Here is a 26,103-nt window from a genome sequence, read left to right on the forward strand (position 1 = left end):
GCCGGAGCGCCTTCCCGGCCCCGCGCCGGGTCAGCCGAGCGGGTTGTCCCGCTCGCGCAGTGCGGCGAGGGCGGGGGCGTACATGCGGGCCTTGATGGTGGCGATGGTGGCACCGGCGCGCTCCGCCCGGGACTGCGCGATCCCGATGGCGGTGGAAAGGACCGCCTCCTCGTCGACCGCCTGGTCGACGATCCCGGCAGCAGCGGCGTCACCGCCTCCGAAGCGGCGGGCGGTGAGCATGGCCTCGTGCGCGGTCCGCGGGGTCAGCCGTGCCTGGATCAGCGCGGACATGCCCGGGGTGAACGGGATGTCGATGTCGGCCTCGGGCAGACACCAGTAGCCCCGGTCGGCGCGCATCACACGGAAGTCGTGGGCCAGGGACAGCATCGCACCGGCTGCGAAGGTGTGTCCCTGCAGCGCGGCCACGGTGATCACCGGGAGGGACAGCATCCGCGCCAGGAGTCCGTGGACGGAGACGACGTAGTCCTGGTGCTGGTCGGCATGGGCGAACAGCCATTCCAGGTCGAGGCCGTTGGAGTAGAACTTGCCCGTCGCCGAGGTCACCAGGGCCCGGGGCCCCTCCGCCTTCTCCACCTCGTCCAGTGCGGCGCCGACGGCGGCGATCCAGTCGGGGTGGAAGCGGTTCTCGCCGTCCCCGAGGTGGAGGACGAAGACGCTGTCCCGGCGTTCGAGTGTGGGCACGGTGACTCCTTCGGGCGGACGGACCGGAGCGGTGACGGGCGAGGGGCGGGCCCGTGGGGACCCGGCGCCTACTGGTTGGTAACTTACGTCGCCGGGTGCGAGGCGCACAAGGGAGCGGCCGGACGGACCCTCACGCACCCGGGGCCCTTCCTCCGGACCGGCCCGGCCGGGCGAGGGGGCGGGGAACGCGTGCCCGCAGGGGTCCTACGGGTTCAACAGCTCGGCCATCGGGGTCACCAGTGCCGCCAGCCGCCCGACGGGCCCCTCCGCGGTCTCCTGGCCCACCAGCTCAGCCACCACGGACGCGGTCTCCTCGTCCGAGGTGGCGGTCGCCGCGAGCAGGGCGATCAGATGGTCGACCAGCCAGCCGCGCAGGTCGGGGGCCGGGGGCTGCTTGCCCTCGTCCAGCCAGATCAGGGAAGCCGCTTCGACGGCCGCGATCCAGGTGCGCACCATCATCCGCAGCCGGGGGCCGGCGGGCACCTGGTCCGGCCCGGGGCCCCTGCCCAGGTGCAGCAGGATCTGCTCGGCCGCGTCCCGGCGCACGCCGTCCACGATCGTGGACGTGCGCGAGGTCTCGGCGGCACTGCCCCCGCGCAGCAGTGCGCTGAAGCCTGCGTCGTGCTCGTCGACGAAGCCGAGGTAGCGGTCCAGGACCCGGCCCACCCGCTCGGTGGGCGGACCGGTCGTGGGTTCGGCGAAGCAGAGCGTCAGCTGCTCGGCGGCCGACCCGAGGGCGGCCTCGTACAACTGCTGCCGGCCGCCCGGGAAGTAGCGGTAGACCAGGGGTCTGGAGACGCCGGCCGCGACCGCGACCTCGTCGATCGACACGTCGTCCGGCGCCCGGTGGGCGAAGAGGGTGAGCGCCGCGCCGAGGAGTTGCGCGCGGCGCTCCTCGACACCGAGCCGTCGGTAGGCGCGGGAAGGAGGTGCTGCGGGGACGGAGGTCATACTCCGAAGCCTAAGACCGAGCGTCGCACGACGTGGAGCGTCCAGCGGTCCGCCGCGCACCCGCCCCGGGGCCGGCGGACTCCGTCATGCCTCGGCCCTCCGCCCCGGGCCGGCCCGTACGCGTGTCCGGTCCCGGCCGGCCGGGACGCTCCCGCCCCGCCCGACCGCCCCGCCCGACCGCCCCGTCCGTCCGCCCGGGCCCCGTCATCCCCGTGGGCGTCGGCTCACGCCAGCAGGCCCGAGCGCCGCCACAGCCTTCGCCCGACACCGTTCAGCACCCCGATGTCGTCGAAGAAGTCCGTCAGGCGCTTCGCTCCCGTCTGCATCACCTCGGTCCGGTGGCCGCTCGCCTTCACCTGGGCGACGGCCTCGCGGCTGTCCAGGCCGACGCTCTCGTACACCCGCGGGTTGACGAAGCAGACGGAGAAGACGCGTGCGGCCTCCCCGCAGCTCAGCCGGGTCAGCTCACGCTCCCAGGCGGGCGCGGTCACCATCTGACGGCGCAGCTCCTCGCGGGCGTAGCGGACGTGCCGGGCCTCCTCGACGACGTGGATGCGGGTTACGCCGCGTACGAGCGTCTGGACGCGCTCGTCGGGGAAGGTGAGCCGCTGCATCCAGTCCAGGATCTCCTCGCCGAGCAGTGTCGCGGCGAAGGAGCCCGGGGTGGTGGAGACCGCCTTCAGGATCCTCGCCATGTTGTGGTAGACCCGCGGGACCGGGTACGCGGGTGCTCCGCCCCACTGGATCATGCGGCTGAACATCATCGAGTGCCGGCATTCGTCCGCTATCTCGGTGAGGGCGTAGCGGACGTGGTTGCTGGTCACGGACTTGTCGTAGACGTGCCGGACCAGCAGCTGCATCAGGATGATCTCGAACCAGATGCCCAGCGAGGCCAGTGACGCCGCCTCGTGCCTGGCCAGGTCCATCCGCTGCTCCTCGGACATCTTCCGCCAGAGCGGGGTGTCGTAGAGGGAGACGAGCTCGGGCGGCCAGAACCACTTGCCCTCCTCGACGGCCGCGTCCCAGTCGAGCTCGGTGTCGGGGTCGAAGGAGTGCTTGGCCGAGGCTTCGAGCAGGCGGGCGGCGATCTGTTCGCGGTCCCTGAGCGGGCCGAGTGCATCGCGCAGCACCTGGACGTCCTCTTCGGGCACTGTCGTCATGGCTGAAGGCACCTCGCACATGGGTTACCGGCGGTCATGCTTTATGAGACGGCCTGTCAGCAAGACCGTCAATCCCCTGCGCACGACTTGTTGACTGCGCGTCTACCAGCGTGTGAACCTGCCAACTGACGCCAGCACCACGGAACGTACGATCCTCGCCACGCGAAGGAGCTGTCCGTGTCGACACACGACCTCTACATCACCGCCCCCGAAGCACCGTCGTGGCAGGTTCCCGCCACCGGCGCGGCCCGCTTCAGCTGGGACTACGACGACGGCCGCGAACGCCTCCTCGCCCTCTACCAGAAGGGCAAGGACAAGCAGTGGGACGGCAACAAGCGCATCGACTGGAGCCTGGAGGTCGACCCCGCCGACCCGCTGGGCACCCCGGACGAGGCCCTCACGCTCTACGGCACCCCGCACTGGGCCAAGATGACCGAGCGGGACCGGGGTGAACTGCGCAAGCACTACGCCTCCTGGCAGTTCAGCCAGTTCCTTCACGGTGAACAGGGCGCGATGGTCTGCGCGGCCCGCATCGTGGAGTCCGTCCCCGACCTGGACGCGAAGTTCTACTCCGCGACGCAGACGATGGACGAGGCCCGGCACGCGGAGGTCTACGGGCGCTTCCTGCACGAGAAGGTCGGGATGCTCTACCCGATCAACGACAACCTCCAGGGGCTGCTCGGGGACACCCTGCGCGACTCCCGCTGGGACATGCCCTACCTCGGCATGCAGGTCCTCATCGAGGGCCTGGCGCTCGCCGCGTTCGGCCTGATCCGCGACATGACGGCCAAGCCGCTGCCCAAGCAGATCCTCGCCTACATCATGCAGGACGAGGCCCGGCACGTGGCCTTCGGGCGGATGGCGCTGCGGGACTACTACAAGCAGCTCAGCGACGCGGAACTACGCGAACGCGAGGAGTTCGTGATCGAGGGCTGCTACCTGATGCGCGACCGGCTCAGCGGGGTCGAGGTGCTGGAGAACTTCGGCATCGGCAAGCAGGAGGCCAAGGACCTCTCCGAGCACTCGGAGTACCTGCAGCTGTTCCGCAAGCTGCTGTTCAGCCGCATCGTCCCGTGCGTCAAGGACATCGGCCTGTGGGGTCCGCGCCTGCAGAAGGCGTACGTCGACATGGGCGTCCTCGAGTTCGGCGACTCCAGCCTCGACGCGCTGATGGCCCAGGACGAGGAGGTGGCCGAGCAGTTGGACAGGGACCGCTTCGCGGCGGAGGAGCAGGCACGGGTGGCGGAGGTCGCGGATGCGATCGCGGCGGGAGGGGCCGGCGGCTGACCCGTGCCCGCCCGACCGACCCGCGCCCGCCCTGCTGACCCCTGCCCGCCCGCTAGTTCTCGTCGGGGAGCTCGATCGTCCTGCCGTTCTCGTCGAGCGTCCGGGTGCTCCAGTAGGTCGACCACGTGTCGTCCTCGTGCTGGGGAACCTTGCCCTCCGGGTAGCGGGCGTAGCCCTTGGGAGGCTCCTCGTCGTGGGACACACAGGCGTTTCCGGGGGCTCCCACGGACAGGACCGGGTACTCGTCGCCCCCGCAGGTCGCCTGCTGTGTGGAGCAGGCGCCGGTGAGCAGGGCGACCGTGGCGGCCGCCAGGGCGAGCCCGATCGTGGTGCGGAACGGGGGGCGGAGTCTGGTGGCCGTGCTCATGGTCGGGCTCCCTCTGGTGTGTGGCTGACGGGGTTCAGCCTGCCGTGGCCATGGGTGCGGATCTTGAGCACGCGTACTCATATCCGGTGTACGTACCGCGTGCGCGGGCGGAGGATGAAGGGCATGAACTCCGCTTCAGGCACAGGTGATTCGGCAGCCGCCCGCCGCAGTCTCGAGGCGCTCGCCCTCGGCGACGCGTTCGGGGAGCGGTGGTTCCCCCTCTTCCGTCCGCCCCGGCAGGCGTACGGCGAGGTGCGGGCCCGCCGGACCCCGCACGAGCCCGTCTGGCACTGGACCGACGACACGGCCCTGGCGCGCGCCCTGCACCGGGTGCTCGACGAGTGCGGGCAGGTCGATCAGGACCGGCTCGCCCTCTTCTTCGCCCTGGCCTTCGAGGCGGACCGTGCCCGGGGGTACGGGCACGGCATGCACATGCTGCTGCCGGAGCTGCTGACGTCGCCGGGCGACTGGCGCACCCTGGCCCCCGGGCTGTTCGAGGGCGGCAGCCTCGGCAACGGCGCCGCGATGCGGGTCGCGCCGCTCGGGGCCCGCTTCCACCAGGACATCGACCACGTGGTCGAGCAGGCCGTGCTGTCTGCCGAGGTCACCCACGCTCACCCGGAGGGGATCGCCGGCGCGGTGGCCGTCGCCGTCGCGGCGGCCCTGTCGGTGCGCGGGGAGTTCACGCTGGCCGCGGTCGCAGGGCGCACGCCCGGAGGGCTCGTGCGGGAGGGGCTGCGGCGTGCCGGGGAGGTGCCGTTCACCACGGAGCCGTGGAAGGCGGCCGATCTCCTGGGCAACGGGCAGCGCATCCGGGCCGACGACACGGTGCCCTTCGCGCTGTGGACCGCTGCCCGGCACCCGGGTGACCTGGAAGAGGCGCTGTGGGCGACGGCGGAGGGCTTCGGCGACGTGGACACGACCTGTGCGATCACGGGGGGAGTGGTCGGAGCGGTGACCGGGGTGGACGGGGTGCCGGCCGAGTGGCGTCAGCGGCGCGAGCCGCTGGGCTGACGGGGACGTACCTCCGGCCTCGCGTCACCGGCCCGAGGTATCGAATATACGTTCACTGAGGTGACGTAACGTGAGCACATGACCATGCCGCCGCAGCCGCCCCAGGGCCCGTACGGGCCCCCTCCGCCTGAGCAGAACCCGTACGGGCAGCAGCCCTCCGGCACCCCCTACCCGCAGCAGCCGCCCGCCTACGGCTACCCGGCCCCGCCCCCGGCGTACGGTTACCCGGCGCAACCGCCCCAGGGTGCGACCGGCGGGTGGGGGCAGCCGGGCCCGGCGCAGCCGGGCCCGCAGGCCGGGTGGGGGCAGCCGGGGACGCAGGCCGGGTGGCCGCAACAGCCGCCGCAGGCGCCCCGGAAGAAGCGCACCGGGCTCGTCGTCGGCATCGTCGCCGGGTCGCTCGTCGCCGTCATGGCCATCGGCTTCGGCGTCCACGAGCTGATCGACAAGGGTGCCGACACCGTGTTCCCCGAGGCCACGCACAGGCTGGTGGTGGAGAAGGCGGTGCTGGACGGGGAGTTCACCCTCAACAAGGACATGTCCGGCACCGAGGGCAAGAAGATCGAGGACACCCCCGACGCGAGCATCCGGAACGGCAAGGCAGTCGTCGCGCAGTACGGTTCGGAGGAGAACGGCATGCTCGTGCTCTCCGGCATGTACGGGCGGCTCGCCGCCCCGGACCTCATGCGGAGCAAGATGCTGGAGGGCGCGGCCGGGGCGGAGGGTGCGACGGTCGCCGTGCCCCCGAAGGAGTTCACGCCCGACGGCTACGACATCACTGTGGAGTGCCAGGTCGTGCAGTCCAAGGAGATAGGCCTGACCGTCAACTCGCCCATGTGCGCGTGGAGCGACGGCAACACCGCCGGAATGGTCGCCGTGCTCCGGCCGGACGATCTCAGCAAGGACGCGAAGTCCCTCGACCTGGCGCGGACGGCGGAGGACACCGCCAAGGTCCGGTCCGAGATCCGCAAGCCGATCAGCTGAGGCGTGGCGGCGGCAGGACGCGCTCGACGGCCATGGCCGTGCCCAGCAGCTCCGCGTCCGTCCCCCGGTCGGTCACCAGTTGGAGACCGGCCGGGCAGCCGTCCGGGGTGAATCCGGCCGGCACGCTCGCCGCCGGGTGCCCGCTGAGGTTGAACGCCCAGGTGAGGGCCGTGGAGTAGACGTCCCCCGGGCCCTCGTGCCCGTGCGGCGTGTTGGGCGTGACCGGGGTGAGGAGCAGGGGCGTACGGGCGAAGAAGGCGTCGAGGGCCCGGTCGTTCGCGGCGCGGAGCGCCCGGGCGGCGGGGCTCGTCGATCCCCCGCGCACCGCCATCCAGGTGTCCGCCGGGTCGAGCAGCGTGACGGGATCCCGGACGAGACGGATCACTCCGGCGTCGGCCAGCCGCTCCACCGCGCCGCGCGTCACCTCCGCCACCACCGGGTCGACGGACGCGAAGCCCAGGTCCGGGCTGTAGGCGGCCGGGACCGGGAGCGTGGCCGGCCGGGGCGCGTACCCGTCCAGGACGTGGCGCAGATACGTCTCCGCCCGCGCCGCCGAGCTCGCGAGCACGCCGGGGGAGGCGAGGCCCGTGCGGTCCGGGGAGGGCAGCAGGCCCGTCGTCGTCTTCAGGCCGAACACCCCGCACCAGGCCGCCGGGACACGAACCGACCCCGCCCCGTCGTTCCCCGTGGCCAGCTCCACCATGCCCGCCGCGACGGCCACCGCCGAGCCCGCCGACGAGCCGCCCGGGGTCCGGTCGTGCCGCCAGGGGTTGACCGTACGGCCGTGCGCGCCCTGCCCCCAGGTCTGCCAGGGGGTGCCGGGACCGGGGACGGATGTGGCGCCGACCGGGACGGCGCCGGCGTCGCTCAGACGGCGGGCCGCATACGAGCGCAGTCCCGTGCGGCCCTTCACCGCGAAGGGCAGCCCGGCGAGCGGGAGGTCCCGGGCGGCCCGCTCACGGGCGAGCGCGTTCTCGTGCCAGACCTCCGTGAAGGCGCACAGCGCCGGGTCCAGTTCACCGATCCGGGCCAGGGCCGCGGCCACCTCCGACGTCATGGGAGCAGTGTGGGCCCTCCGTCGTCGCCGGGGGCACGGGTCAGCCCCGGCTCTTCAGCGCCGCCTCCATCACCGCCCGCGCGATCGGCGCCGCACTGCCGCCCCCGCTGATGTCGGCCCGGTTCGCCGATGCGTCCTCGACCACCACGGCCACGGCGACCGCGGGCCGTCCCGAACCGGGCTCCTGCGCCCAGGAGATGAACCAGGCGTACGGCGTACCGGAGTTGTCGACGCCGTGCTGCGCGGTGCCCGTCTTGCCGCCGACCGTGACCCCGTCGATCGCCGCGTTCGTGCCCGTACCGTTCTCCACGACGTCGACCATCATCCGCCGCAGCTGCATGGCCGTTGCCGGGTTCATCGCCCGGTGGTACGTCTCGGCGCCCCGCTGGCGCACCGTGTCCCCGTCGGCCGTGGTCACCCGGTTCACCAGGTGGGGGCGGCTGAGGTCGCCGCCGTTGGCCACGGCCGAGGCCACCATCGCCATCTGGAGCGGGGTCGCCGTCGTGTCGTACTGCCCGATCGAGGACAGGGCCAGCTGGTCGTCGCTCATGTCCGAGTCGAAGTTGCTGCGCGCCACCCCGGAGGGGATCCTCAGATCGTCGTCGTTGAAGCCGAACCTGCCCACCGCCTTCAGCATGCCTTCCAGGCCCACCTCCACCCCCAGATGTGCCATCACCGTGTTGCAGGAGACCCGGATCGCCTCGGCGAGCGACGCCTTCCCGCAGCCGCGCGCCTCGTTGGGGAGCGTCGTCGAGGTGCCCGGCAGCAGGTACGGGGAGGGCGTGTCCGTCGCCGCGTCCGGATCGGTCACCACGCGGGCGTCCAGGGCTGCCGCGGCTGTCACGATCTTGAAGGCGGAGCCGGGCGGGTAGGTCTGCCGGATGGCACGGTTGAGCATCGGCAGGCCTGCGGCCCCGTTGAGCCGCGCCCAGGCGTCGGTGACGGAGGATCCGGTGCCGGAGAGGACCTCGGGGTCGTACGAGGGCGAGGAGACCAGCGCCAGGATCTTTCCGGTGGCCGGGTCGAGGGCCGCGACCGCGCCGCGCCGGCCGGCCAGGCCGTCGTACGCGGCCCGCTGCATCGAGTCCTCGACGGTCGTGACGACATCGCCGCCCGGCTGCCGGCTGCGGGTGATGTCGCCCCACAGGGGAAGCGGCGCCAGGATCGGGGCCGTGCCGGACAGGATGGCGTCCTCGGCGTTCTCCAGCAGCGTGGTGCCGTACGTCTGCGAGGCGTATCCCGTGACCGGTGCGTACAGCGGGCCGTGGCGGTAGGTGCGTTCGTAGGCGAGCTGCTCGCCGGTGTCCTTCGAGCCCGTCACGGACTTGCCGTCGACCAGGATGTCGCCGCGCGGCTGGTCGTAACGGTCGATCGTGGTGCGGCGGTTGGCCGAGCTGCTGTTGAGCTCGTCGGCCTCGAAGAGCTGGACGCGGGCGGCGTTCGCCAGCAGCGCCACGAGGAGGAGCAGGCAGAAGGCGGCGGCCCGCCGGATGTACGGGATCACGAGGCGCCCCCGGGGCTGCCGGCCTTCACCGCTCGTCCTCGGCGACCGGGCCGACGGCACCGGCCGCCGACCGGTCGGGCGACGGGGTGCGGGCCACGTCGCTGACCCGGATCAGCAGCGCCACGATGATCCAGTTGGTGACGACGGACGAACCGCCCTGGGCCAGGAACGGCATCGCCATGCCCGTCAGCGGGATCAGCCCCATGACTCCGCCCGCGATCACGAAGACCTGGAGGGCCAGGATCGAGGCGAGACCGATCGACAGCAGCCGCCCGAAGGGGTCCCGCAGGGCCAGGCCCGCCCGGTAGCCGCGGGCCACCAGCAGGGCGTACAGCAGGAAGATCGCGGTGAGCCCGGCCAGGCCGAGCTCCTCGCCCGCCGTCGCCAGGATGAAGTCGGACTTGGCGGCGAAGCCGATGAGGATGGAGTGGCCGAGCCCGAGGCCGGTGCCGAGCATGCCGCCCGCCGCGAACGCGAAGAGCGACTGGGCGAGCTGACTGGGGCCCTCACCGGCGTTGATGGTGGCGTACGGGTCCAGCCAGTCCTCCACCCGGCTGTGGACATGGGGTTCGAACGACCCCACGACGAAGGCACCCGCGGCGGCGAGGAGCAGCCCGACCGCGATCCAGCCGGTCCGGCCCGTGGCCACGTAGAGCAGGATGACGAAGAGGCCGAAGAAGAGCAGTGAGGTGCCGAGGTCCCGTTCCAGGACGAGTACCCCGACGCTGATCAGCCAGATCGCGACGATGGGGCCCAGCACCCGGCCGGTGGGGAACTGGAACTTCCAGACCCTGCGGCCGGTGTACGCGAGGGCGTTGCGGTTCGCCGCCAGGTACGCGGCGAAGAAGACGGCGAGCAGGATCTTGGCGAACTCGCCCGGCTGGAAGGAGAGTCCGCCGAACCGGATCCAGATCTTGGCCCCGTTCACGGCGGGGAAGAAGATCGGCACGATCATCAGGACCAGCGCCACGGCGACCGAGAGGTACGCGTAGCGCTGGAGCACCCGGTGGTCCCGCAGCAGGACCACGACGGCGATGAAGAGCGCGACCCCGAGGGTGGACCAGATCAGCTGCGTCGTCGCCGCCTGGTCCCTCGGGGTCTCCAGATCGAGCCGGTAGATCAGCACCAGGCCCAGTCCGTTGAGTAGGACGGCGATGGGCAGCAGCAGCGGATCGGCGTACGGGGCGCGGAACCGGACCGCGAGGTGGGCGAGCAGGGCGAGGAGGCCGAGACCGGCGCCGTAACCGGCGGCGTCGGGAGGTACGGCGTTGTTCCTCGCCAGGCCGACGGAGGCGTAGCCGTAGACGGAGATGAGCACCGCTCCGATCAGGAGCGAGAGCTCGACCCCGCGCCGCTTGGGCAGGCGTAGCTCGGGCGGGCGCGCCTCCGCGGTCGTTGCGGTCATGCCCCGCAACGTAGCAAGAGGCAGGTGTTATTTCCTTTATGTCGGCTTCGTGGCCTGCGCTCTCAGTTCTGGTACGGGTTCTGGCCGGGAGGCGCGTACCCGGGCTGCTGCTGCGCGGTGCCGTGCGGATTGCCGTCCTGCCCCGCGTGGGCCTGGGCGAGCAGCTGGTCGGCCTGCTCCTTGGGTATCTGCCGTTCGCCGCCGCAGAAGGTGCACTGCGTCGCGTACTTCGTGGAGAACGGGAACAGGGGGATGAAGAACAGCGTGAACTTCGTGACCCGCTTGCGCAGCGTGTGCGCGGCGGGATTGCCGCACCAGCCGCAGACCATCGTGAGGATGGCCAGCTGATGCAGATAGCCCCGCGTGCCGAAAATGATCATGATGTGGTTCCTTTGCCCGTGGTGCCCAGTAGTGCCCGTCGGCAGAGTGCCAGCAGGTTCTCGTCCTCATAAGTGTCGTGACTGCCGTAGCCGCCGTCCATCGCGTTGTGGCGGCGTACGGCGAGGAGCTCGGCGCGCAGCACCTGCGTGGCCTCCGCGCCCGCACCGGCCGCACCCATCCGCGCCAGGCACTCCGCGACCCTGACCCTGACGTGACGGTTCTTCTCCCAGGCCGCGAGGAGCACCGGCACCGTCCCGCCGGTCTGCCCGGTGACCTCCCACAGGGCGATCGCCGCGTCCACCCGCAGCCACAGCTCGTCGTGCGCCAGCAGGGCGCGCAGCCGGGGCGCGGCCACCGCGGCCCGTTCCCCGAGCCCGCCCAGCGCGCTCGCCGCCGCCCGGGAGTCGTGCACCTGTTCCGCCCGCAGCCCTTCGATCAGCACCGGCAGGACCGCTTCCGCGTCCCCGTCTATCGCCCACAGGGCCTCGGCGGCCTCCGTGGCCGCCGCCGTGCCCGGACGCCGGATCAGTGCCCGCAGCTCGGGCACGGCGCACCCGGCCGCCGTCCCGAACGAGCCCAGGGCGCGCAGCGCCGCCGACCGCAGCCACTCGCCCCGGTACTCGGGTGCCCCCCGCAGCACCCGCAGTACCTCCGGCGCGGCCTCGCCCGCGCGCAGCGCCGTCAGCCCGGCGAGCAGCGGGCTCGCCCGGTCGTAGGCGCCCTCGTCCAGGCCGACCTCACCGAGCCTGCGCCGCAGCGCCCCGGCGAGCGGGGCGGCCGTGCCGCCCAGATACCCGATCGTGAAACCCACGTCGTGCGGCACCTCCGGCCGCTCCAGCGCCGCCGCCAGCGCGGGCAGCACCCGGGCGTCGCCCAGTCTGGCCAGCGCCTTCACCGAGGAACCCAGCCCGGGCGGCCCGCTCGCCCACTCCCGCACCCAGCCGCCGGGATCGGCGGCCACCCGCTCGGCCAGGGCGTCGGCGGCCGGCGCGGCCAGGCCGAACAGCTCCTCCAGCACGTGCGAGGCGGCCTCCGCCAGCCTGGGCTCCGGATCCGTCAGCTGGACGCCGACGAGCCGCACCAGCCCCTCGTACGAACCGCGCCAGGCCCGTATCAGCCCGCCGCTCATCCGCACGGCGTCGATGCGCTGCCAGGGATCCGGACTGCGCAGCTGGTCCATGAGCAGCTCCGTGCGGTCGTCCACGCGGTCGTCCAGGCCGACGTGCAGCGTCCGCAGCAGATCGGCCGCCCAGGGGGTGCTGCGCCCGGCCGTCTCCTCGGCGGACAGGGCCCGCAACTGCCCCACCAGGGTCGGCGCGGCGGTCCGCTCCGTCACCTGCGCGTCGGGGCCGGACGCCTCGACGGGCTGCGGCTCCGGCCGGGCGGGCCCGGAACGCAGCTCCCGCAGCAGCCCTGCCACCACCCGGACGACGTCGCCGGGCAGGGCGTCCGGGGTGCACCGGGCCAGCTGCGCGAGGGCCGCGAGCCGCAGCCCCGGCGCGTACGCCTCCGCGGCGAGCCGGCCCAGCCAGTCCGCGGCCTGCCCGGCCAGCGGACGGTGGCGCAGCGCCACCCGCCCCGCCGCCTCGACGAGCGCCAGCCGCACCTCGTCGTCCGCCTCCACCGGAAGGCGCTCCCGCAGGAGTGCCAACACCCTGACCGGGTGGCTGTGGAGCGTGGCGAGGGCCAGGGGGGCCGCCAGCCGCACACCCGGGTCCTCGTCGGCGATCAGCTCGAAGAAGACCCCCGCGCCCGCGGTGACGGCGGCTGCTGCCATCGCGTAGTTCGCGGCGCCCTCGATCTCGTCCTCGTCCAGGTCGTCCTCGTCGTCCTCGTCCAGATCGATGCCGCCGATGCTGGTGAGCAGTTCGACGACGGAGCCCCGGTCCTGGATGCCGGGATCCACGACCAGCTCGAAGAGGAACGGGATGCAGGCGAGCGTGCACGCGTACACGTCGCCCTGGTGGTGCACCGCGCCGTACATCCCGTCGAGCGCGCTCTCGCGTTCCGCCGGGTCGGCGGAGGCGAGTCCTTGCAGGAGCCCCGGCACATCGTCGGCCGGCCCGTAGGCATGCTCCATCGAGGCCCAGTCGACCTCGTCGATCCCCGCGAACACGCCATTCCCTCCCCGTGTCGTCTTCTGCTCCGAACCCGGCCGATACCGTGTTCATGAAGCAGTGTCTGCGCAGAGTGTGCACCACCACCAGGACAATCCACCGTCCACTTGTGGCCTTTCCTGTTGTCGGGTCGGCACAGTCGCGGCCCGGCTGTGCTCCCGCCGTCCGCCTCAGCCGGCGGGGAGGGGGTGTGCCCGCCGGGGGTCGTTCAGCGGAGCGAGCAGATCCCCGTGGGCGGCGATCCGGCCTTCCATGTCCCCGGCGAGGAAGACCAGCTCCGAGGGCGCCCCGCACGCCTCGATCTCGTCCCAGGTGACCGGTGCGGAGACGGCGGGGCTGCCCTTCGCCCGCAGGGTGTAGGGGGCGGCGGTCGTCTTCGCCGCCGCGTTCTGGCTGAAGTCGACGAACACCTTCCCGGGGCGCAGAGCCCTCGTCATCCGGTACACGGCCAGTTCGGGCTGTGCCCCGTGGGCCTCCACGGCCAGCGCCTTCGCGTACGTCGTCACGTCGTCGGACGGGCTGGGCTCCAGGGGGACGAGCAGGTGCAGGCCCTTGGACCCGGAGGTCTTCCCGTACGCGGACAGCCCGTCGGCCGCCAGTCGCTCGCGCAGCCAGAGGGCCACCGCGCAGCACTCCACGATGCTCGCGGGCGGTCCGGGGTCCAGGTCGAACACCAGCCGGTCGGCGACCGCCGGTGTGTCCTGCCGCCACTGATGGGTGTGGAACTCCACCACCAGATTCGCCGCCCACATCAGCGAGGGCAGGTCCTGCACGAGCACCTGGCGGGCCTCCGGCTCGTCGCGGCGGGGCACCGGCGCCGTCCGCACCCAGTCGGGCGTACCGGGCGGCGGATTCTTGGTGAAGAAGCGCAGCCCCTCCGGGCCGTCCGGGTACCGGAGGAAGGAGAGCGGCCGGTCGCGCAGGTGCGCGAGCATCACGTCCGCCGCCGTGGCCGCGTAGTAGTGCAGCACCTCGCCCTTGGTGGTGCCGGTCGCCGGGTACAGCACCTTGTCGAGGTTGCTGAGCGCCAGGCGCCGCCCCTCCACCACTGTGATCGGCGTCATACGATAAGAATCACATGAAATCGGACGTATGGGTTCCTTGCGTGAGTAAGGGGTGAACGGTGAGGTCCATCTGGAACGGAGCCATCTCGTTCGGGCTGGTCAGCATCCCGGTGAAGCTGATGAACGCCACCGAGAACCACTCGATCTCCTTCCGCCAGATCCACACCGCCGACGGTGGCCGGATCAGGTACCGCAAGGTCTGCGAACTCGACGAGCAGGAGGTCACGAGCGCCGAGACCGGCAAGGCCTTCGAGGACGCCGACGGCACGGTGGTCCCCGTGACCGACGAGGACCTCGCCTCGCTCCCGCTGCCCACGGCCAGGACGATCGAGATCGAGGGCTTCGTACCCGCCTCCGCGATCGACCCGCTCCAGCTGGACTCGGCCTACTACCTCTCGGCCAACGGAGTCCCGGCGGCCAAGCCGTACGCCCTGCTGCGCGAGGCGCTGAAGCGCAGCGGGAAGGTCGCCGTGGCCAAGTACGCGCTGCGCGGGCGGGAACGGCTCGGCATGCTGCGGGTGGTCGACGACGTCATCGCGATGCACGGCCTGCTGTGGCCGGACGAGATCCGCGCCCCGGAGGACATCGCCCCGGACTCGGGCGTCACGATCCGCGATGCCGAACTCGACCTGGCCGACGCCCTGATGAACACCCTCGGCGAGGCCGACCTGGACACGCTCCACGACGACTACCGCGAGGCGGTCGAGGAGCTCGTCGCTGCGAAGGCCGCGGGGGAGCCCGTGGAGGCGGAGGCGGACGAGGGTGACGGGGGCGGCCAGGTCATCGACCTCATGGCGGCGCTGGAGAGCAGCGTGCGGGCGGCGAAGGAGGCCCACGGGGAGGGCGGGGGCGCCGGGGGAGGGATGGCGGAGGTCCACGCCATCGAGTCCGGCAGGAGTGGCGGCACGACGAAGACCGGGACGGCTTCGAAGCGGCCCGCTTCGAAGCGGGCGGCACCGAAGAAGGAAGCCGCCGGCGAGCACACTTCTCCGGGTGAGGCGCCCGCGAAGAAGGCCACGGCGAAGAGGGCCACGGCGAAACGGGCCCCGGGGAAGAAGCCCGCTGCGAAGAAGACGACGGCGAAGAAGGCGACGGCCAAGAGGACGACGGCGGGGAAGTCCGCCGCCGAGAAGACGTCGGCGCGGAAGACGGCGACGAAGGACGCCGCAGCCACGAAGCAGGCTCCGGCGTCGCGCAGGCGCACCTCGGCCTGAGGCGCGTTTCCCGCCCGGACGGCATGCCCGTCCGGGCGGCGCGCCACCGATGAGCGGTCCCGTCCCGTCCGCCGCGGCGGGAACGGCAGGCGGGCGAGGCAGTCCGCCGCGGAGCACCCGGCTACCCCTCACCGGCTGTTCCGCGACCGCGCGACGTCCGCCGCCGCTCTCACCGGTCGAAGGACGAGGGCTTCAGCAGGTCCGACAGGGACGGGAGGTCCAGGCCGTACTTGTCCCGTTCGATGAGATAGGTGCAACTCGTGTACGAGTAACCGGGCTTGACGCTGGAACCGGACGCATAGCTGTCCACGTCCGACGTCGCTCCCGTGCCGTGCTTGTAGAGGAAGTGGTACTCACCCGCCGGGAGCCGGAGGCGTGCCTTCGGATACGACGTGCCACTCGCCCTGCAGGCCCGTGCGGCGCCTGCGGACTCGCCGCTGTACCGCTCGCAGCTGCCGCAGGCCTTCAGCTTCACCGTGCCGGTGACCGGACCGGTGTACAGCACCTCGACGTCGTTCGGTGCGTCGTTGCTGATGACGAGCTCCATGCGGGCGCCGCCCGGCCTGCCGCTCCCGGGCAGCCGCTTGCCGGCCGAGGGCCTCTCCTCGGCGATCTCGGCGGCTATGACGATGTCGCGGGCCTGCCGCCCCCGACGGTCGTCCTTGTAGGTGTCGGCGAAGTCCGTCAGCGTCTGCCGCGCCTCCGGGAAACGCTTCTCCTTGAACTCGTCCACACCGCAGGCGTACACGCCGTCACGCACCCCCGCGTCGGCCTGCGCGCCCAGCGAGGGCACGGAGGTCGGAGGGAGGCCCGTGACCAGGGTGCTCATCCGGCGCAGCCCTGCCGTGACCGTGCAGGGGTCCGCGCCCTTCAGGGCGGCGACCCGCTGCCGTATCTCCCCGCTGACGGCCGGGCCCACCTGCCCGGCCTGCGAGGACTCGGGGAACGTGCGCAGCAGTGTCTCCAGCTCCTTGCTGCCGGACTCCGTGCCCGTGCCGCTCAGCCGGGAGACGCCGCAGGTGTACAGCGACTCCGCGAGCGGGGTGTCGGGACGGCCGGCGAGGTCACCCAGCAGTTTCCGGTCCACGGTGCCGGGCACGGTCCGCAGATAGGTCAGGGGGTCGACGGCCGAGCAGTACTCCTTCTCGCTGTACGGCGTGGAGACGGCGTCGTAATAGGCCTTGAGGCGGGCGGGAACGAGCGCGGCGGCACGCGAGCCGGGATGGTCCTCGCCCAGCTCCCGGTACAGGGTGAGCGCGTACCGGTAGTCCGGCGCCGAGAGGGCGAACGGGTGCTTCGACGCCTTCTCGACCAGGCCGTCGCCCTCCTCCAGTCTGCCGAGCAGTTCCTGTTCGACGGCCTCGTCCCGCGCCGACGCGTGGACCACGGTGCCGGTCACCGGGACGGCCAGCAGCACCAGACCGAGCGCCGCGGCCAGGACCGGCCGGACCCCGCGGGCGAAGTCCGCACGCAGCGCGAGCCGCGCCGCGTCCGCGCCGGCGAGGAGGAGCACGAGGAGATAGGCGGCGACGAGCAGGGCGGGCACCCCGTCCGGGTCCGCGGGCAGCGCGACGACCAGCAGCACCGCGGTCGCGGCCCAGCTCACCGCGGCCCTGCGCCACCGGCGCAGCAGGACGTGGCCGAGCCCCAGCCCGGAGAGGCTGAGCAGACCGGCGGCGACGGCACGCAGCGCGGCCCCCTGCGGGGGCGGACCGATCGTGGGCGGACCGGCCGGGGGAGGGGGAGGCGGCACCCCGTCGTACCTGGGTCCGGGCTGCGGCCCCGACCCCGGTCCGGGCTCGGGCACACTCCACCGGTCGCGCTCATCCATACGGTCCCCCCACCGTTGAACTTCATCAGTCCCCGGGAAGTTGCCCCGTTTCGCGCTCGTCCACGCGCGTGTTCCGGACTTTCGCGGAACGCCGGACCGCACCCGTCAAGGCGGCCGGCGCGTCCGTCCGTCCAGCCGTCGCCCACGCCCTGCCCTCGGGGTGACCGGCCGGCACGGGGGCCTCGCTCTCGTGGCCGACGCCGCTCGTACAGGTGACGCGCACACCGTTTCCCAGGTGGGGGAGGAGGCGCGGACGATGATGGACGTCCGTCCGGCGCCCGGCCTCCCCCGGTCCGACCGGGGACGCCGTCGCGGTCCGGGGCACTCCGGCCCCGGCCGGATACGGAACGCCGTGCCCTCGACTCCGCGCGCCCGCTCTGCGCCCTGTCCGGTGGCCGCACCGCCCCACAGGCTGGGGGAGCAGGACGTCGAAGGGCGAACACGAGGGGGCACGATGCAGGATCTGAAGGTCACGTCATGGCAGCTCTTCGGGTACGACCGGCTCTATGTGAACCTGCCGGACGGCACCGCGATCGGATGGGCGGACCTGGGCAGCGGCACGATAACGGTCCTGCACCCGCGCTACCGCGACGCCGTCACCGACGCGCTCGCGCGCCAGGTGCCGGACATCCCCGCGCTCGGTGAGGTCGCCCCTCCGGGACCGCCCGCGCCGTCGGCGCCCCCGCCGGTCCCGCGGATCCCGCCGCTGCGACGGATGCGGAAGCGGGGCGCGGACCGGGACGCGGCGCCCCCCGAAGCGCTCCCGGTGCCGGACGCGCCCCCCGGAGCGCTCCCGGGGGCGGCCTCGGTACCGGACCGGGCCGTGGTGCAGGCGCCGAGGCAGCGAGGAGCGTCACCGGAAGCGGAAGCCGGGCCCCGGCCGGGGCGGGCCCCGCGCACGCGTGCGGACGCGGCCGGGCACGCCGGTGAGCGGAGCGGGGGTGGAGGGCAGGCCCCTGCCGCGGATCCCTACCTGGCAGGGGTGCCGAAGCAGGGACGGGCGCCGCAGCGGACGCGGACGGCCGAGCAGGCGCCGCCACCGCCGCGGTCGCGGGCGCCCGAGCAGGAGCCGGCTCCGGTGACGCGGCGGGACCGGCGGGACGGGCTGCCCGCCCTCACTCCCGCGAGCGATCTCTCCACGCGGCGGCCCGGTGCCGCCCTCAGGGAGCAGCTCGACGCGTCCGGGCCGGGTGCGCTCGTACGTGCCGCGACCGGGGCGCTGCGGCGGCACCGGGACGCGGATCCTCGCCGGACCGCGCTGACCGGGGAGCGGCGGGTCGGGGCCGAGCTGAAGCGTCTGACCCGGCACGGCTGGCGGGTGCTGCACTCCGTGCCGCTGCCGGACGGCACGGAGATCGGGCACCTGCTCATCGGGCCCGGTGGTGTGTTCGCCGTGCGGACCGAGCACCACCCGCAGACAGCCGTACGGCTCGGGGACGGCACCCTGCAGATCGGGGACGGCGCCCCGGAGCCGTACGTACTGGACGACCGCCCCGAGTCCCGTCGCGTCCAGGCGGTGCTGGAGGCGCACTGCACCTTCGCCGTGCCCGTCCAGACCGTGCTGGTGTTCGTCGGAGTCACCACCCTGGACGTACTCGCCACCCCGCCAGGGGTCCGCGTCTGCCGGGAACGCCACGTGTCCGCCCTCGCCCCGCTGACCGGCGTGCTCACCGCCACCCAGGTGGAACGCGTCTACGACATCGCACGCAACCGGGAGGCCTGGCTGGACGCGTGAGCCCGGCGCGGCACCGGTAGGTTTCCGGTGCCGCCACCGAGGGAGAAGACAGATGAGGCTTCGCTGTGCCGTGCTCGACGACTACCAGTCCGTCGCGACGACCGCCGCCGACTGGTCGCCGGTCGCCGACGACGTCGACGTCGTGAGTTTCGCCGGGCACTTCGCCACCGAGGACGAACTGGCCGGGGCGCTCGCCGGCTTCGACATCGTCGTCACGCTCCGGGAACGCGTGGCCTTCCCCGCGCGGCTGATCGAACGGCTGCCCCGGCTGCGGCTCCTCATCGCCTCCGGCATGCGCAATTCCGTCATCGACTACGCCGCGGCCGAGCGGCACGGCGTCACCGTCTGCGGTACGGCCGGCACGTCCACCCCGCCCGTGGAGCTCACCTGGGCGCTGCTGCTCGCGCTGGCGCGCGGGATCGTGCCCGAGGCCAACGCCCTGCGGAGCGGCGGCCCCTGGCAGTCCACCGTCGGGGCCGACCTGGCCGGGCGGAGGCTCGGACTCCTCGGACTGGGGAAGATCGGCAGCAGGGTCGCCCGGGTCGGGCTCGCCTTCGGTATGGACGTGGTGGCCTGGAGCGAGAACCTGACCCGGGAGCGCGCCGAGGAGGCCGGGGCGGTCCTGGCCCCGTCGCTGGAGGAACTGCTGGCGACCAGCGACTTCGTCTCCGTCCACCTGGTGCTGAGCGACCGCACCCGGGGACTGCTGGGGGCCGGGGAGCTCGGACTGATGAGGGCCGGCAGCTATCTGATCAACACGTCCAGGGCGGCGATCGTCGACCAGGACGCCCTGCTCGACGTACTCGGCAGAGGGGCCATCGCGGGCGCCGGGCTAGACGTGTTCGACACCGAGCCCCTGCCGGCGGACCACCCGATGCGGACCGCGCCGCGCCTGCTGGCCACCCCGCACCTGGGCTATGTGTCGCAGTCCAACTACGCGACGTACTACCGGCACGCCGTCGAGGACATCCGGGCCTTCCTCGACGGTGCGCCCGTCCGCCTGCTCGGCTGACGCCCGGCGTCCCGGGCCGGGGACGGGGCCCGAAGCGAGCGCGTCTCCAGTGGGGCTGCAGCCGCGCCCGGCAGGCTGGTGGTGACGGCGCAGCCATGAGGGCGGCCGTCGCGAAGGGAGTTGCCATGTCTCAGCCGGTCGGGACCCTCCGTCAGCAGGTCACGGGTGACCTGTATGCCGAGGTGCAGACCTTCTACGCTCAGCAGATGCGACGGGTCGACGCCCTCGACATCGAGGGATTCGCCGATACGTTCACGGACGACGGTGAGGTCGTGCACGCGGGCGGCCACCGGCAGAGCGGCCGGGAGGAGATGATCGCCGGGATGCGGGCCAGCCTGCCCCGCTACCGGGACATCGCCGTGCGGCACTGGTTCGGGCATCTGATCATCGAGCCGGACGCGGCCGACGAGGACACCCTGCGCGTCTCGTACTACTCGCTGGTCACGCAGACCGACCGCGAGGGGAAGGTCGCCTTCCAACCGACCTTCACCGTGGACGACGTGCTGGTGCGCCGCGACGGCCGGCTGATGACCCGGTCCCGGGTCATCCACCGCGACACCCCGGTCGCCCCGCCCGCTTCCTGAGCGTCGCATCCGGTACGTGGACGAGGGGCCCTGCGCGCAGGGCCCCTCGTCCACGTACCGGATGCCGTCCGGCCGCCGGTCAGTCGATGCCCCGGCAGATGTGCGGTTCGCTCCCGTCGTCGTCGTGGTCCCCGGCCAGCAGCAGGGGAACCCAGTGCGGAACGTCGGTCAGTGGCGGGGGTGGCAGCGGTTCCCGGTCCACCGTCTCGCGGTCCAGCAGCATCGTCTCCATCGACGAATCCTCCTTCGGGATGCGCGGGGTGCGCAGTCAGGCATGACAGGCCGGCAGCCCGCCGTGGAAGGCGACCATCTCCTTGAACGAGGCCGCCACATCGATGCGGGCACCGGGGGCCAGGCCCTCGATTTCCGCGTAGGCACGGTGCAGATTGCCGACGAGCCGCTCGGAGTCCAGCAGGGAGGCGAAGGCGCCGAGGTCCGCCTCCCTCGCGGCCCGCAGCGGGCTCAGGCCGCGGCGCACGCCGTCCTGTGCCAGCGCCTGGAGCAGGTGGAGGTACGACTCCGTCGCGTCGATGAGCTCCGGCCCGCCGACCGGGCCGTGCCCGGGGACCACCACCTCCGGCCGCAGCGCCCGCATCCGCTCCAGGGCGCGCAGCGAACCGGTGACCGACCCCATCAGGATGTACGGAGTCACCCCCGACCAGACCACGTCCCCGGTGAACAGGACCGCGCGCTCCGGGACCCAGGCCACCACGTCGTTCGCCGTGTGGGCGGGGCCGACATGGAGCAGCTCGGTGCGCAACCGGTCGCCGTACAGGGTCAGTTCGTCCCGGAAGGTCAGGGTGGGCAGGGTCAGCGGTGTCTCGCCCCAGTCCACGTCCGGCCACAGCCCGCGCAGCCCCAGGCCCGCCTCCCGCGTGTCCGCCCGGGTCCCCGCGTGGGCCACGACCACCGCGCGCGGGGCGAACTGGCCGTTGCCGAAGGTGTGGTCGCCGTGGAAGTGCGTGTTGACGACGTAGTCCGGACCGTCGGGCACGATCCGGGCCACCTCCTCCCGCAGCCGCCGCGTGCGTGACTCGGTCGCCGCCGTGTCCACCAGGACGGACCGGTCGCCGCCGGCGACCAGGCCCGCGTTGTTCAGGCACCAGCCGCCCTCCGGCTGGACGAAGGCGTACACCCCGTCGGCGACCGGCACCAGGGAACCCGGTCCCGCGGTCCGCGCGGCCTGCGGAGCCGCCGTGCGCACCTCGTGCGTACCGGTCGCCATCAGTAGTTCCCGAGCCCGCCGCAGACGTTCAGCGCCTGCGCCGTGATCGACCCGGCGGTGTCGGAGGCGAGGTAGCCGACGAGGCCCGCCACCTCCTCGGGGGTCGAGTAGCGGCCCAGTGGGATCTTCGCGTTGAACTTGTCCTGGATCTCCTGCTCGGTCACCCCGTAGTGGCCCGCGTAGCCCTGCCGCACCCGCTGGGCCATCGGCGTCTCGACATAGCCCGGGCAGACCGCGTTCACGGTGATCCCGGTCGGGGCGAGCTCCTTGCCGACGGCCTTGGTGAAGCCGATGACCCCGTGCTTGGAGGCCGAGTAGGGCGCGGCCAGCTCGACGCCCTGCTTGCCCCCGGTGGACGCGATGTTGATGATCCGCCCCCAGTCGCCCTCCCGCATGAGGCCGGTGCTCAGGACCTCCCGGGTCACCCGGAACGTGCCGTTCAGGTTGGTCTCGATGACGTCGTCCCAGAGGGAGTCCTCCATCTCGGCGGTCACGCCGCCGCCGCCGCGGCCCGCGTTGTTGACGAGGATGTCGATGCGCCCGTACTCGGCGACCGCGGCCCGCACGGCCTCCCGGATCTGCTCCACGGACGTCACGTCGCACACCGTGCCCGCCACTTCGAGCCCCTGCTCCCGGAGTTCCTTGACCACCGTGCGCACGCTCTCCGCGCTGCGCGCCACACCGAACACCGCGACACCCTGCCGGGCGAGAAGTTCGGTCACGGCCAGGCCGATCCCGCTGGTCGCCCCGGTGACGAAGGCCACTCGCCGTCCTGCGTCTGTCATCGTGCTCTCCCCATCGTTCGTGCCGGCGGATCCCGGACCCATCGGCTCGACGGTGGGCCCGCCGCCTTGCGGGGATCTCGTACGGCGGTGGAGCGGGGCCGGAGCACGGGGTGTCGAGCGGGACTCGACACGCGGCCTAGCGCGGCCGGTCAGCGTGGGCGCATTCGATGCGGCGACCGGGCGGACGCCCGGCTGGAGCGAGGAGACCCCGTGCCCGAGCAGACGCAGACCCTGCCCGATGTCAGGAAGTCGGTCACCGTGGCGGCGACGCCCGATGAGTGCTTCAAGGTCTTCACCGAGCGTCCCGTGGACTGGTGGCCGCCGAGCCACGTCCTGGTGCGCAAGGAGCGGGCCGGCCTGGCCTTCGAGCCGGGTGTGGGCGGGCGTTACTACGAGTGGGACGTGGACGGCACCCAGATCGCCTGGGGCCGCGTGCTGGAGTGGGTGCCCGGCCGTCGCGTCGCCATGACCTGGCGCGTCGACCCCAACTGGCAGTCGATCCCCACGGACGACCGGGCCAGCCGGATCGAGGTCGACTTCGAGGCCGTCGACGGCGGGCGCACCCGGGTGTCGCTGGCCCATGTGGACCTGGACCGGCACGGGCCCGGCGCCGAGCGGATCTTCAAGGCGCTGGACGGACCGAGCCCGGGCGAGACGCTGGAGCGCTTCGCGCAGGCGGTCGCCGACGGGTCGGGGGCGTGAGCGTCGGCCGTGGCGTCCTGGACGCTCCGGCCGCCACGGGGACGGAGCCGGCCCCGGAGCCGGCTGCCGTCCCGGCCGCGGGCGCGGCAGCGGCCCGGGGGGCCGCGTCGCTCCCCGGCACCGGGCAGGCCCCCGCGGCCGGCCGCCTGCGCGCCCTCGCCGCGCTGCACGCCGCCGAAGCGGACACCCGGCGCGGCCTGGCCCGGGAGGTCACCGACGCGATCCGCGAGGACGGGTTCGCCCGGCACTTCGTGGCCGCGCGCTTCGGCGGCGCGGAGGGGACCTTCGAGGACCTCACCCGTGCCGTCCTCCCGGTCGGCGAGAGCTGCGCGGCGACGGCGTGGTGCGCCTCGCTCGCCGCGTACGCGGCCCGACTGGCGTCCCATCTGCCCGAGGAGGGGCACCAGGAGCTGTGGGGCGCCGGCCCCGACACGCTGCTGGCGACCGGTCTGATGCCCGCCGGACGGGCGAGGCCGGCGGACGGCGGATGGCGGGTCACCGGCTGCTGGGCGTACGTCAGCGGCATCGCCTTCGCGGACTGGGCCGTCGTCTGCGCCGCGGCGGCGGGCGGCGACGAGCCGGCCGGGCTGCGCTTCTTCGCCGTGCCCCGGGGCGCGTACACCGTGCGCGAGACGTGGGACAGCGTCGGGATGCGGGCCACCGGCAGCCACACCGTCGTCGTCGACGACGTGTTCGTACCGCGGCACCTGTCCTTCGAGCGCGCCGCCACCCTCACCGGACGCAATCCCACCTCCCGCGTGGCCTCGCACAACGTGCCGTTCCGGGGTGTCGGCGGTCTGACCTTCGTCGCCCCGGTCGTGGGCGCCGCCGCCGGGGCCCTGGCGGCCTGCGCCGCCACGCTCACCGGCCGCAGGCGCAGCCCGACGGCCGAACTGGACGTCGTCCGCGCGTCCGGGCGGATCGACGCCGCACGGCACCTCGTCGAGGAGAGCGCACGCGCGCTGGACCGGCGGCTGTTCGCCCCGCGGGAGCTCGCACGGAACGAGCGCAACGCCGCCTTCGCCGCCGAGACCCTGCGGGAGGCGGTCACGCTGCTCGTCGGCGCGGCCGGTACCTCCGGCCTCGGTGAGGGGCACTCCCTGCAGCGGTTCTGGCGGGACGTCACCTCGGCCACCAGCCATGTGGCACTCCAGTACGACACGGCCGCGCGCGAGAACTACGCGGCCGTACTGCTCGGCCCGAAGGACTGAGCGGGGACCGGGGCGCGGGATCGGCGAAGAGGCGCGGGAACGGCGAAGAGGCGCGGGAGCGGCGAAGGGGCGTCCGGGACGAGAGGTCCCGGACGCCCTTTTGCGCGCGCCTCAGGCGGGTACGGACTGCCGTCCGCCCGCGGCCGCCGCGGACCGCGGGGCGGTGCGGGGCAGCTTCTTGAGGTCGAACCCCGGCTGCCGCACCGTCGCGGGCGTCAGGTCCGTGCCCGCCGTCAGCAGCCGCCGGGCGATGCCGTGGTCCGCGGGGCGGTTCACCGACTCGACGCCCGTCAGCCGGCCGTCCCGGAAGCAGAAGACGGAGAACCGCCCGCCCTCGGGGTCGCCGACGGTCACCGTCGTGTCGTGGCCCGCCGTCAGCCCGGCGATCTGCAGGCGCAGGGCGTACTGCTCCGACCAGAACCACGGGACGGAGGTGTACGCGTAGGGCTCGCCGCAGATGGCCGCGGCGACGCACCGCGCCTGGTCGGAGGCGTTCTGCACGGACTCCAGGCGGATGTGCCGGCCGGCCTGCGGGCCGGGGAAGCGGGCGCAGTCGCCGAGCGCGTAGATGTCCGGGTCCTCGGTCCGCAGCCGTTCGTCCACGACGACGCCGTCACCGACGAGCAGCCCCGCGGAGAGCGCGGGCGCGGTGTTGGGAAGCACCCCGATGCCGACCACGACCAGGTCCGCGGCGATCCGCTCGCCGCCGTCCAGTTCCACGACGTGCACCCGGCCCCCGCCGTCGCCGTGCAGTGCCGCCACCTCGCGGCCGAGCAGCAGCCGGACCCCCTGGGCGCGGTGCTCCGCGACGAGCCGGTCCGACATCACGGGTGTCAGGGCGCGGGCCAGGGCCCGTGGCTGCGCCTCCACCACCGTCACCTCGTGGCCGAGTCCGCGAGCGGTGGCCGCGACCTCGAGGCCGATGAACCCCGCCCCGACCACGACGAGCTGCCGCGGCGGCCCGGTCAGGCGGACCCGGAGGTCCTCGGCGTCCGCGAGCCCGCGCAGCGAGAGCACCCCGGTCAGCGAGGCCCCGGGCACCGGCAGGGTGCGCGGCCTGCATCCGGTCGCCAGGACCAGCGAACCGTACGGGAGGCGGAGACCCGACTCCAGCAGCACGGTGTGCCGGTCCCGGTCGACGGAGGCGACCCGGTCGCCCGTCAGCAGCTCGATGTCCTGCTCGGCGAAGAACGACGCGGGCCGCAGCAGGACCTCGTCGGCCGTCACCGAGCCCGTGAGGTAGCCCTTCGACAGCGGGGGACGGTGGCAGGGGCCCGGCGGTTCGTCGCCGACGAGTGTGATCCGCCCCTGGAATCCGCGGCTGCGCAGGGCGCACGCGGTGTCGAAGCCCGCCTGGCCCGCTCCGGCGACGACCACCGGGTGCGCGGCCATCAGCTCTGCGCCTCGGGCAGGTGGACCAGCAGTCCGTCGAGCTCCTCGGAGATGGGCAGCTGGCAGCTCAGCCGGCTGAACTCGTTGCGCTCGCAGGCGGTGCCGTACAGCACGTCGTCCTCGACGGAGTCCATCGCGGGCAGCGGCAGCGTGTTCGCCTCGTCGACGTACACGTGGCAGGTGCCGCACTGGGCGGAGCCGCCGCACTGCGCCTCGATGCCGTCGATGTTGTTGAGCTTCGCACCGCGCATGACCGTGCCGGGCGCCCGGACGTCGACGACGGTGACGGTACCGTTCGGATGCTTGTAGGTGATCTTGGCCATGGCGTGCTCTCCTCGTGGAATGTCGGTCGGCCGTGGGGGTGTGCTGTTTCCGCGGGATCCCGGTGATCCCCGCCCCGCCGGCCGCCGTCGTGCGGG

At 73.2% G+C, this 26,103-nt stretch carries 25 protein-coding genes; 9 read left to right on the top strand and 16 right to left on the bottom strand.

What is annotated here, in order from left to right; all coding sequences use genetic code 11:
- Positions 1-30 precede the first annotated feature (30 nt).
- The 3 genes from OG927_RS22310 to OG927_RS22320 form a co-directional block, all read right to left on the bottom strand.
- Complete coding sequence (locus OG927_RS22310) at positions 31-702, bottom strand: enoyl-CoA hydratase-related protein (RefSeq protein ID WP_209469748.1); 672 nt, start codon at positions 700-702, stop codon at positions 31-33.
- Positions 703-906: 204 nt separating this feature from the next.
- Positions 907-1,653: a TetR/AcrR family transcriptional regulator gene (locus OG927_RS22315; RefSeq protein ID WP_209469747.1), complete on the bottom strand. Its 747-nt coding sequence runs from the start codon at positions 1,651-1,653 to the stop codon at positions 907-909.
- 224 nt (positions 1,654-1,877) lie between these two features.
- Positions 1,878-2,813 carry an AurF N-oxygenase family protein gene (locus tag OG927_RS22320; protein ID WP_056794220.1) on the bottom strand — a complete coding sequence of 312 codons (936 nt, stop codon included), beginning with the start codon at positions 2,811-2,813 and terminating at the stop codon, positions 1,878-1,880.
- Between the two features lie 177 nt (positions 2,814-2,990).
- Here OG927_RS22320 and OG927_RS22325 point away from each other — a divergent pair, with 177 nt between their 5' ends.
- Positions 2,991-4,100, top strand: coding sequence for a ferritin-like domain-containing protein (locus tag OG927_RS22325; RefSeq protein WP_209469746.1), 1,110 nt, complete (start codon positions 2,991-2,993; stop codon positions 4,098-4,100).
- A gap of 52 nt (positions 4,101-4,152) precedes the next feature.
- Here OG927_RS22325 and OG927_RS22330 read toward each other — a convergent pair whose 3' ends face one another.
- Positions 4,153-4,467 carry an SCO0607 family lipoprotein gene (locus tag OG927_RS22330; protein ID WP_330320680.1) on the bottom strand — a complete coding sequence of 105 codons (315 nt, stop codon included), beginning with the start codon at positions 4,465-4,467 and terminating at the stop codon, positions 4,153-4,155.
- 123 nt (positions 4,468-4,590) lie between these two features.
- Here OG927_RS22330 and OG927_RS22335 point away from each other — a divergent pair, with 123 nt between their 5' ends.
- Positions 4,591-5,481 (top strand): ADP-ribosylglycohydrolase family protein, encoded by an 891-nt coding sequence (locus OG927_RS22335; protein ID WP_079099480.1) that lies wholly within the window; start codon positions 4,591-4,593, stop codon positions 5,479-5,481.
- Positions 5,482-5,559: 78 nt separating this feature from the next.
- Complete coding sequence (locus OG927_RS22340) at positions 5,560-6,465, top strand: hypothetical protein (protein ID WP_209469744.1); 906 nt, start codon at positions 5,560-5,562, stop codon at positions 6,463-6,465.
- On the opposite strand, the gene OG927_RS22345 is transcribed toward OG927_RS22340, so the two are convergent.
- The 6 genes from OG927_RS22345 to ligD form a co-directional block, all read right to left on the bottom strand.
- Positions 6,458-7,522 (bottom strand): amidase family protein, encoded by a 1,065-nt coding sequence (locus OG927_RS22345; protein WP_209469743.1) that lies wholly within the window; start codon positions 7,520-7,522, stop codon positions 6,458-6,460. The genes OG927_RS22340 and OG927_RS22345 overlap by 8 nt on opposite strands.
- A gap of 40 nt (positions 7,523-7,562) precedes the next feature.
- A complete protein-coding gene (locus OG927_RS22350; protein ID WP_209469742.1) occupies positions 7,563-9,026 on the bottom strand; it encodes a peptidoglycan D,D-transpeptidase FtsI family protein in 1,464 nt (487 codons plus the stop codon).
- A 25-nt stretch (positions 9,027-9,051) separates the two neighbouring features.
- The gene (locus OG927_RS22355; RefSeq protein WP_056794230.1) at positions 9,052-10,431 is read right to left on the bottom strand and encodes an FtsW/RodA/SpoVE family cell cycle protein; all 1,380 of its coding nucleotides are present in this window, start codon (positions 10,429-10,431) and stop codon (positions 9,052-9,054) included.
- Between the two features lie 62 nt (positions 10,432-10,493).
- Positions 10,494-10,811: a zinc-ribbon domain-containing protein gene (locus OG927_RS22360; protein ID WP_056794232.1), complete on the bottom strand. Its 318-nt coding sequence runs from the start codon at positions 10,809-10,811 to the stop codon at positions 10,494-10,496.
- Positions 10,808-12,928, bottom strand: coding sequence for a HEAT repeat domain-containing protein (locus OG927_RS22365; RefSeq protein WP_056794234.1), 2,121 nt, complete (start codon positions 12,926-12,928; stop codon positions 10,808-10,810). Before OG927_RS22365 ends, OG927_RS22360 begins: the two co-directional genes overlap by 4 nt.
- A gap of 171 nt (positions 12,929-13,099) precedes the next feature.
- Positions 13,100-13,993: a non-homologous end-joining DNA ligase gene (gene ligD, locus OG927_RS22370; protein ID WP_056794236.1), complete on the bottom strand. Its 894-nt coding sequence runs from the start codon at positions 13,991-13,993 to the stop codon at positions 13,100-13,102.
- A gap of 59 nt (positions 13,994-14,052) precedes the next feature.
- On the opposite strand from ligD, the gene ku reads away from it, so the two are divergent.
- A complete protein-coding gene (gene ku / locus OG927_RS22375) occupies positions 14,053-15,207 on the top strand; it encodes a non-homologous end joining protein Ku (protein ID WP_330320681.1) in 1,155 nt (384 codons plus the stop codon).
- A 169-nt stretch (positions 15,208-15,376) separates the two neighbouring features.
- Here ku and OG927_RS22380 read toward each other — a convergent pair whose 3' ends face one another.
- Positions 15,377-17,038, bottom strand: coding sequence for a hypothetical protein (locus OG927_RS22380; RefSeq protein ID WP_330320682.1), 1,662 nt, complete (start codon positions 17,036-17,038; stop codon positions 15,377-15,379).
- Between the two features lie 454 nt (positions 17,039-17,492).
- Between OG927_RS22380 and OG927_RS22385 the strand changes: the two genes are divergently transcribed.
- From OG927_RS22385 to OG927_RS22395, 3 genes are all read left to right on the top strand, one after another.
- On the top strand, positions 17,493-18,773 hold the full coding sequence (locus tag OG927_RS22385) for a nuclease-related domain-containing protein (protein ID WP_056794240.1): 1,281 nt from the start codon (positions 17,493-17,495) through the stop codon (positions 18,771-18,773).
- Between the two features lie 52 nt (positions 18,774-18,825).
- Complete coding sequence (locus OG927_RS22390) at positions 18,826-19,785, top strand: D-2-hydroxyacid dehydrogenase family protein (protein ID WP_056794242.1); 960 nt, start codon at positions 18,826-18,828, stop codon at positions 19,783-19,785.
- A gap of 125 nt (positions 19,786-19,910) precedes the next feature.
- Complete coding sequence (locus OG927_RS22395) at positions 19,911-20,369, top strand: nuclear transport factor 2 family protein (RefSeq protein WP_056794244.1); 459 nt, start codon at positions 19,911-19,913, stop codon at positions 20,367-20,369.
- Between the two features lie 79 nt (positions 20,370-20,448).
- Here OG927_RS22395 and OG927_RS22400 read toward each other — a convergent pair whose 3' ends face one another.
- From OG927_RS22400 to OG927_RS22410, 3 genes are read right to left on the bottom strand one after another with little or no spacing between them, the layout of a single operon-like run.
- Positions 20,449-20,601 (bottom strand): hypothetical protein, encoded by a 153-nt coding sequence (locus tag OG927_RS22400; protein ID WP_157862922.1) that lies wholly within the window; start codon positions 20,599-20,601, stop codon positions 20,449-20,451.
- 36 nt (positions 20,602-20,637) lie between these two features.
- On the bottom strand, positions 20,638-21,594 hold the full coding sequence (locus OG927_RS22405; RefSeq protein ID WP_319100686.1) for an MBL fold metallo-hydrolase: 957 nt from the start codon (positions 21,592-21,594) through the stop codon (positions 20,638-20,640).
- Positions 21,594-22,379 carry an SDR family NAD(P)-dependent oxidoreductase gene (locus OG927_RS22410; RefSeq protein ID WP_056794246.1) on the bottom strand — a complete coding sequence of 262 codons (786 nt, stop codon included), beginning with the start codon at positions 22,377-22,379 and terminating at the stop codon, positions 21,594-21,596. The genes OG927_RS22405 and OG927_RS22410 overlap by 1 nt, the downstream gene beginning before the upstream one ends.
- A 210-nt stretch (positions 22,380-22,589) precedes the next feature.
- On the opposite strand from OG927_RS22410, the gene OG927_RS22415 reads away from it, so the two are divergent.
- Together OG927_RS22415 and OG927_RS22420 are read left to right on the top strand one after the other, a co-directional pair.
- Complete coding sequence (locus tag OG927_RS22415) at positions 22,590-23,081, top strand: SRPBCC family protein (protein ID WP_164494123.1); 492 nt, start codon at positions 22,590-22,592, stop codon at positions 23,079-23,081.
- Positions 23,078-24,292, top strand: a complete 1,215-nt coding sequence (locus tag OG927_RS22420; protein WP_330320683.1) for an acyl-CoA dehydrogenase family protein — start codon at positions 23,078-23,080, stop codon at positions 24,290-24,292. Before OG927_RS22415 ends, OG927_RS22420 begins: the two co-directional genes overlap by 4 nt.
- Before the next feature lie 111 nt (positions 24,293-24,403).
- On the opposite strand, the gene OG927_RS22425 is transcribed toward OG927_RS22420, so the two are convergent.
- Entirely contained in the window at positions 24,404-25,684 is a 1,281-nt protein-coding gene (locus tag OG927_RS22425; protein ID WP_330320684.1) for an NAD(P)/FAD-dependent oxidoreductase, read from the bottom strand.
- Positions 25,684-26,007 (bottom strand): 2Fe-2S iron-sulfur cluster-binding protein, encoded by a 324-nt coding sequence (locus OG927_RS22430; protein ID WP_056794254.1) that lies wholly within the window; start codon positions 26,005-26,007, stop codon positions 25,684-25,686. The genes OG927_RS22425 and OG927_RS22430 overlap by 1 nt, the downstream gene beginning before the upstream one ends.
- Positions 26,008-26,103: the final 96 nt, after the last annotated feature.

It is taken from the genome of Streptomyces clavifer (genome assembly GCF_036345975.1).
Taxonomy (GTDB): Bacteria; Actinomycetota; Actinomycetes; order Streptomycetales; family Streptomycetaceae; genus Streptomyces; species Streptomyces clavifer.

Bases quoted from the DNA above. Each gene is read 5' to 3' on its own strand.
- OG927_RS22355 (WP_056794230.1), bottom strand. From the start codon at position 10,431: ATGACCGCAACGACCGCGGAGGCGCGCCCGCCCGAGCTACGCCTGCCC.
- OG927_RS22385 (WP_056794240.1), top strand. From the start codon at position 17,493: ATGCAGGATCTGAAGGTCACGTCATGGCAGCTCTTCGGGTACGACCGG.
- OG927_RS22405 (WP_319100686.1), bottom strand. From the start codon at position 21,594: ATGGCGACCGGTACGCACGAGGTGCGCACGGCGGCTCCGCAGGCCGCG.
- OG927_RS22320 (WP_056794220.1), bottom strand. From the start codon at position 2,813: ATGACGACAGTGCCCGAAGAGGACGTCCAGGTGCTGCGCGATGCACTC.
- OG927_RS22430 (WP_056794254.1), bottom strand. From the start codon at position 26,007: ATGGCCAAGATCACCTACAAGCATCCGAACGGTACCGTCACCGTCGTC.
- OG927_RS22425 (WP_330320684.1), bottom strand. From the start codon at position 25,684: ATGGCCGCGCACCCGGTGGTCGTCGCCGGAGCGGGCCAGGCGGGCTTC.
- OG927_RS22360 (WP_056794232.1), bottom strand. From the start codon at position 10,811: ATGATCATTTTCGGCACGCGGGGCTATCTGCATCAGCTGGCCATCCTC.
- OG927_RS22340 (WP_209469744.1), top strand. From the start codon at position 5,560: ATGACCATGCCGCCGCAGCCGCCCCAGGGCCCGTACGGGCCCCCTCCG.
- OG927_RS22315 (WP_209469747.1), bottom strand. From the start codon at position 1,653: ATGACCTCCGTCCCCGCAGCACCTCCTTCCCGCGCCTACCGACGGCTC.
- OG927_RS22410 (WP_056794246.1), bottom strand. From the start codon at position 22,379: ATGACAGACGCAGGACGGCGAGTGGCCTTCGTCACCGGGGCGACCAGC.
- OG927_RS22330 (WP_330320680.1), bottom strand. From the start codon at position 4,467: ATGAGCACGGCCACCAGACTCCGCCCCCCGTTCCGCACCACGATCGGG.
- OG927_RS22380 (WP_330320682.1), bottom strand. From the start codon at position 17,038: ATGGATGAGCGCGACCGGTGGAGTGTGCCCGAGCCCGGACCGGGGTCG.
- ligD (WP_056794236.1), bottom strand. From the start codon at position 13,993: ATGACGCCGATCACAGTGGTGGAGGGGCGGCGCCTGGCGCTCAGCAAC.
- OG927_RS22345 (WP_209469743.1), bottom strand. From the start codon at position 7,522: ATGACGTCGGAGGTGGCCGCGGCCCTGGCCCGGATCGGTGAACTGGAC.
- OG927_RS22400 (WP_157862922.1), bottom strand. From the start codon at position 20,601: ATGGAGACGATGCTGCTGGACCGCGAGACGGTGGACCGGGAACCGCTG.
- OG927_RS22335 (WP_079099480.1), top strand. From the start codon at position 4,591: ATGAACTCCGCTTCAGGCACAGGTGATTCGGCAGCCGCCCGCCGCAGT.
- OG927_RS22395 (WP_056794244.1), top strand. From the start codon at position 19,911: ATGTCTCAGCCGGTCGGGACCCTCCGTCAGCAGGTCACGGGTGACCTG.
- OG927_RS22390 (WP_056794242.1), top strand. From the start codon at position 18,826: ATGAGGCTTCGCTGTGCCGTGCTCGACGACTACCAGTCCGTCGCGACG.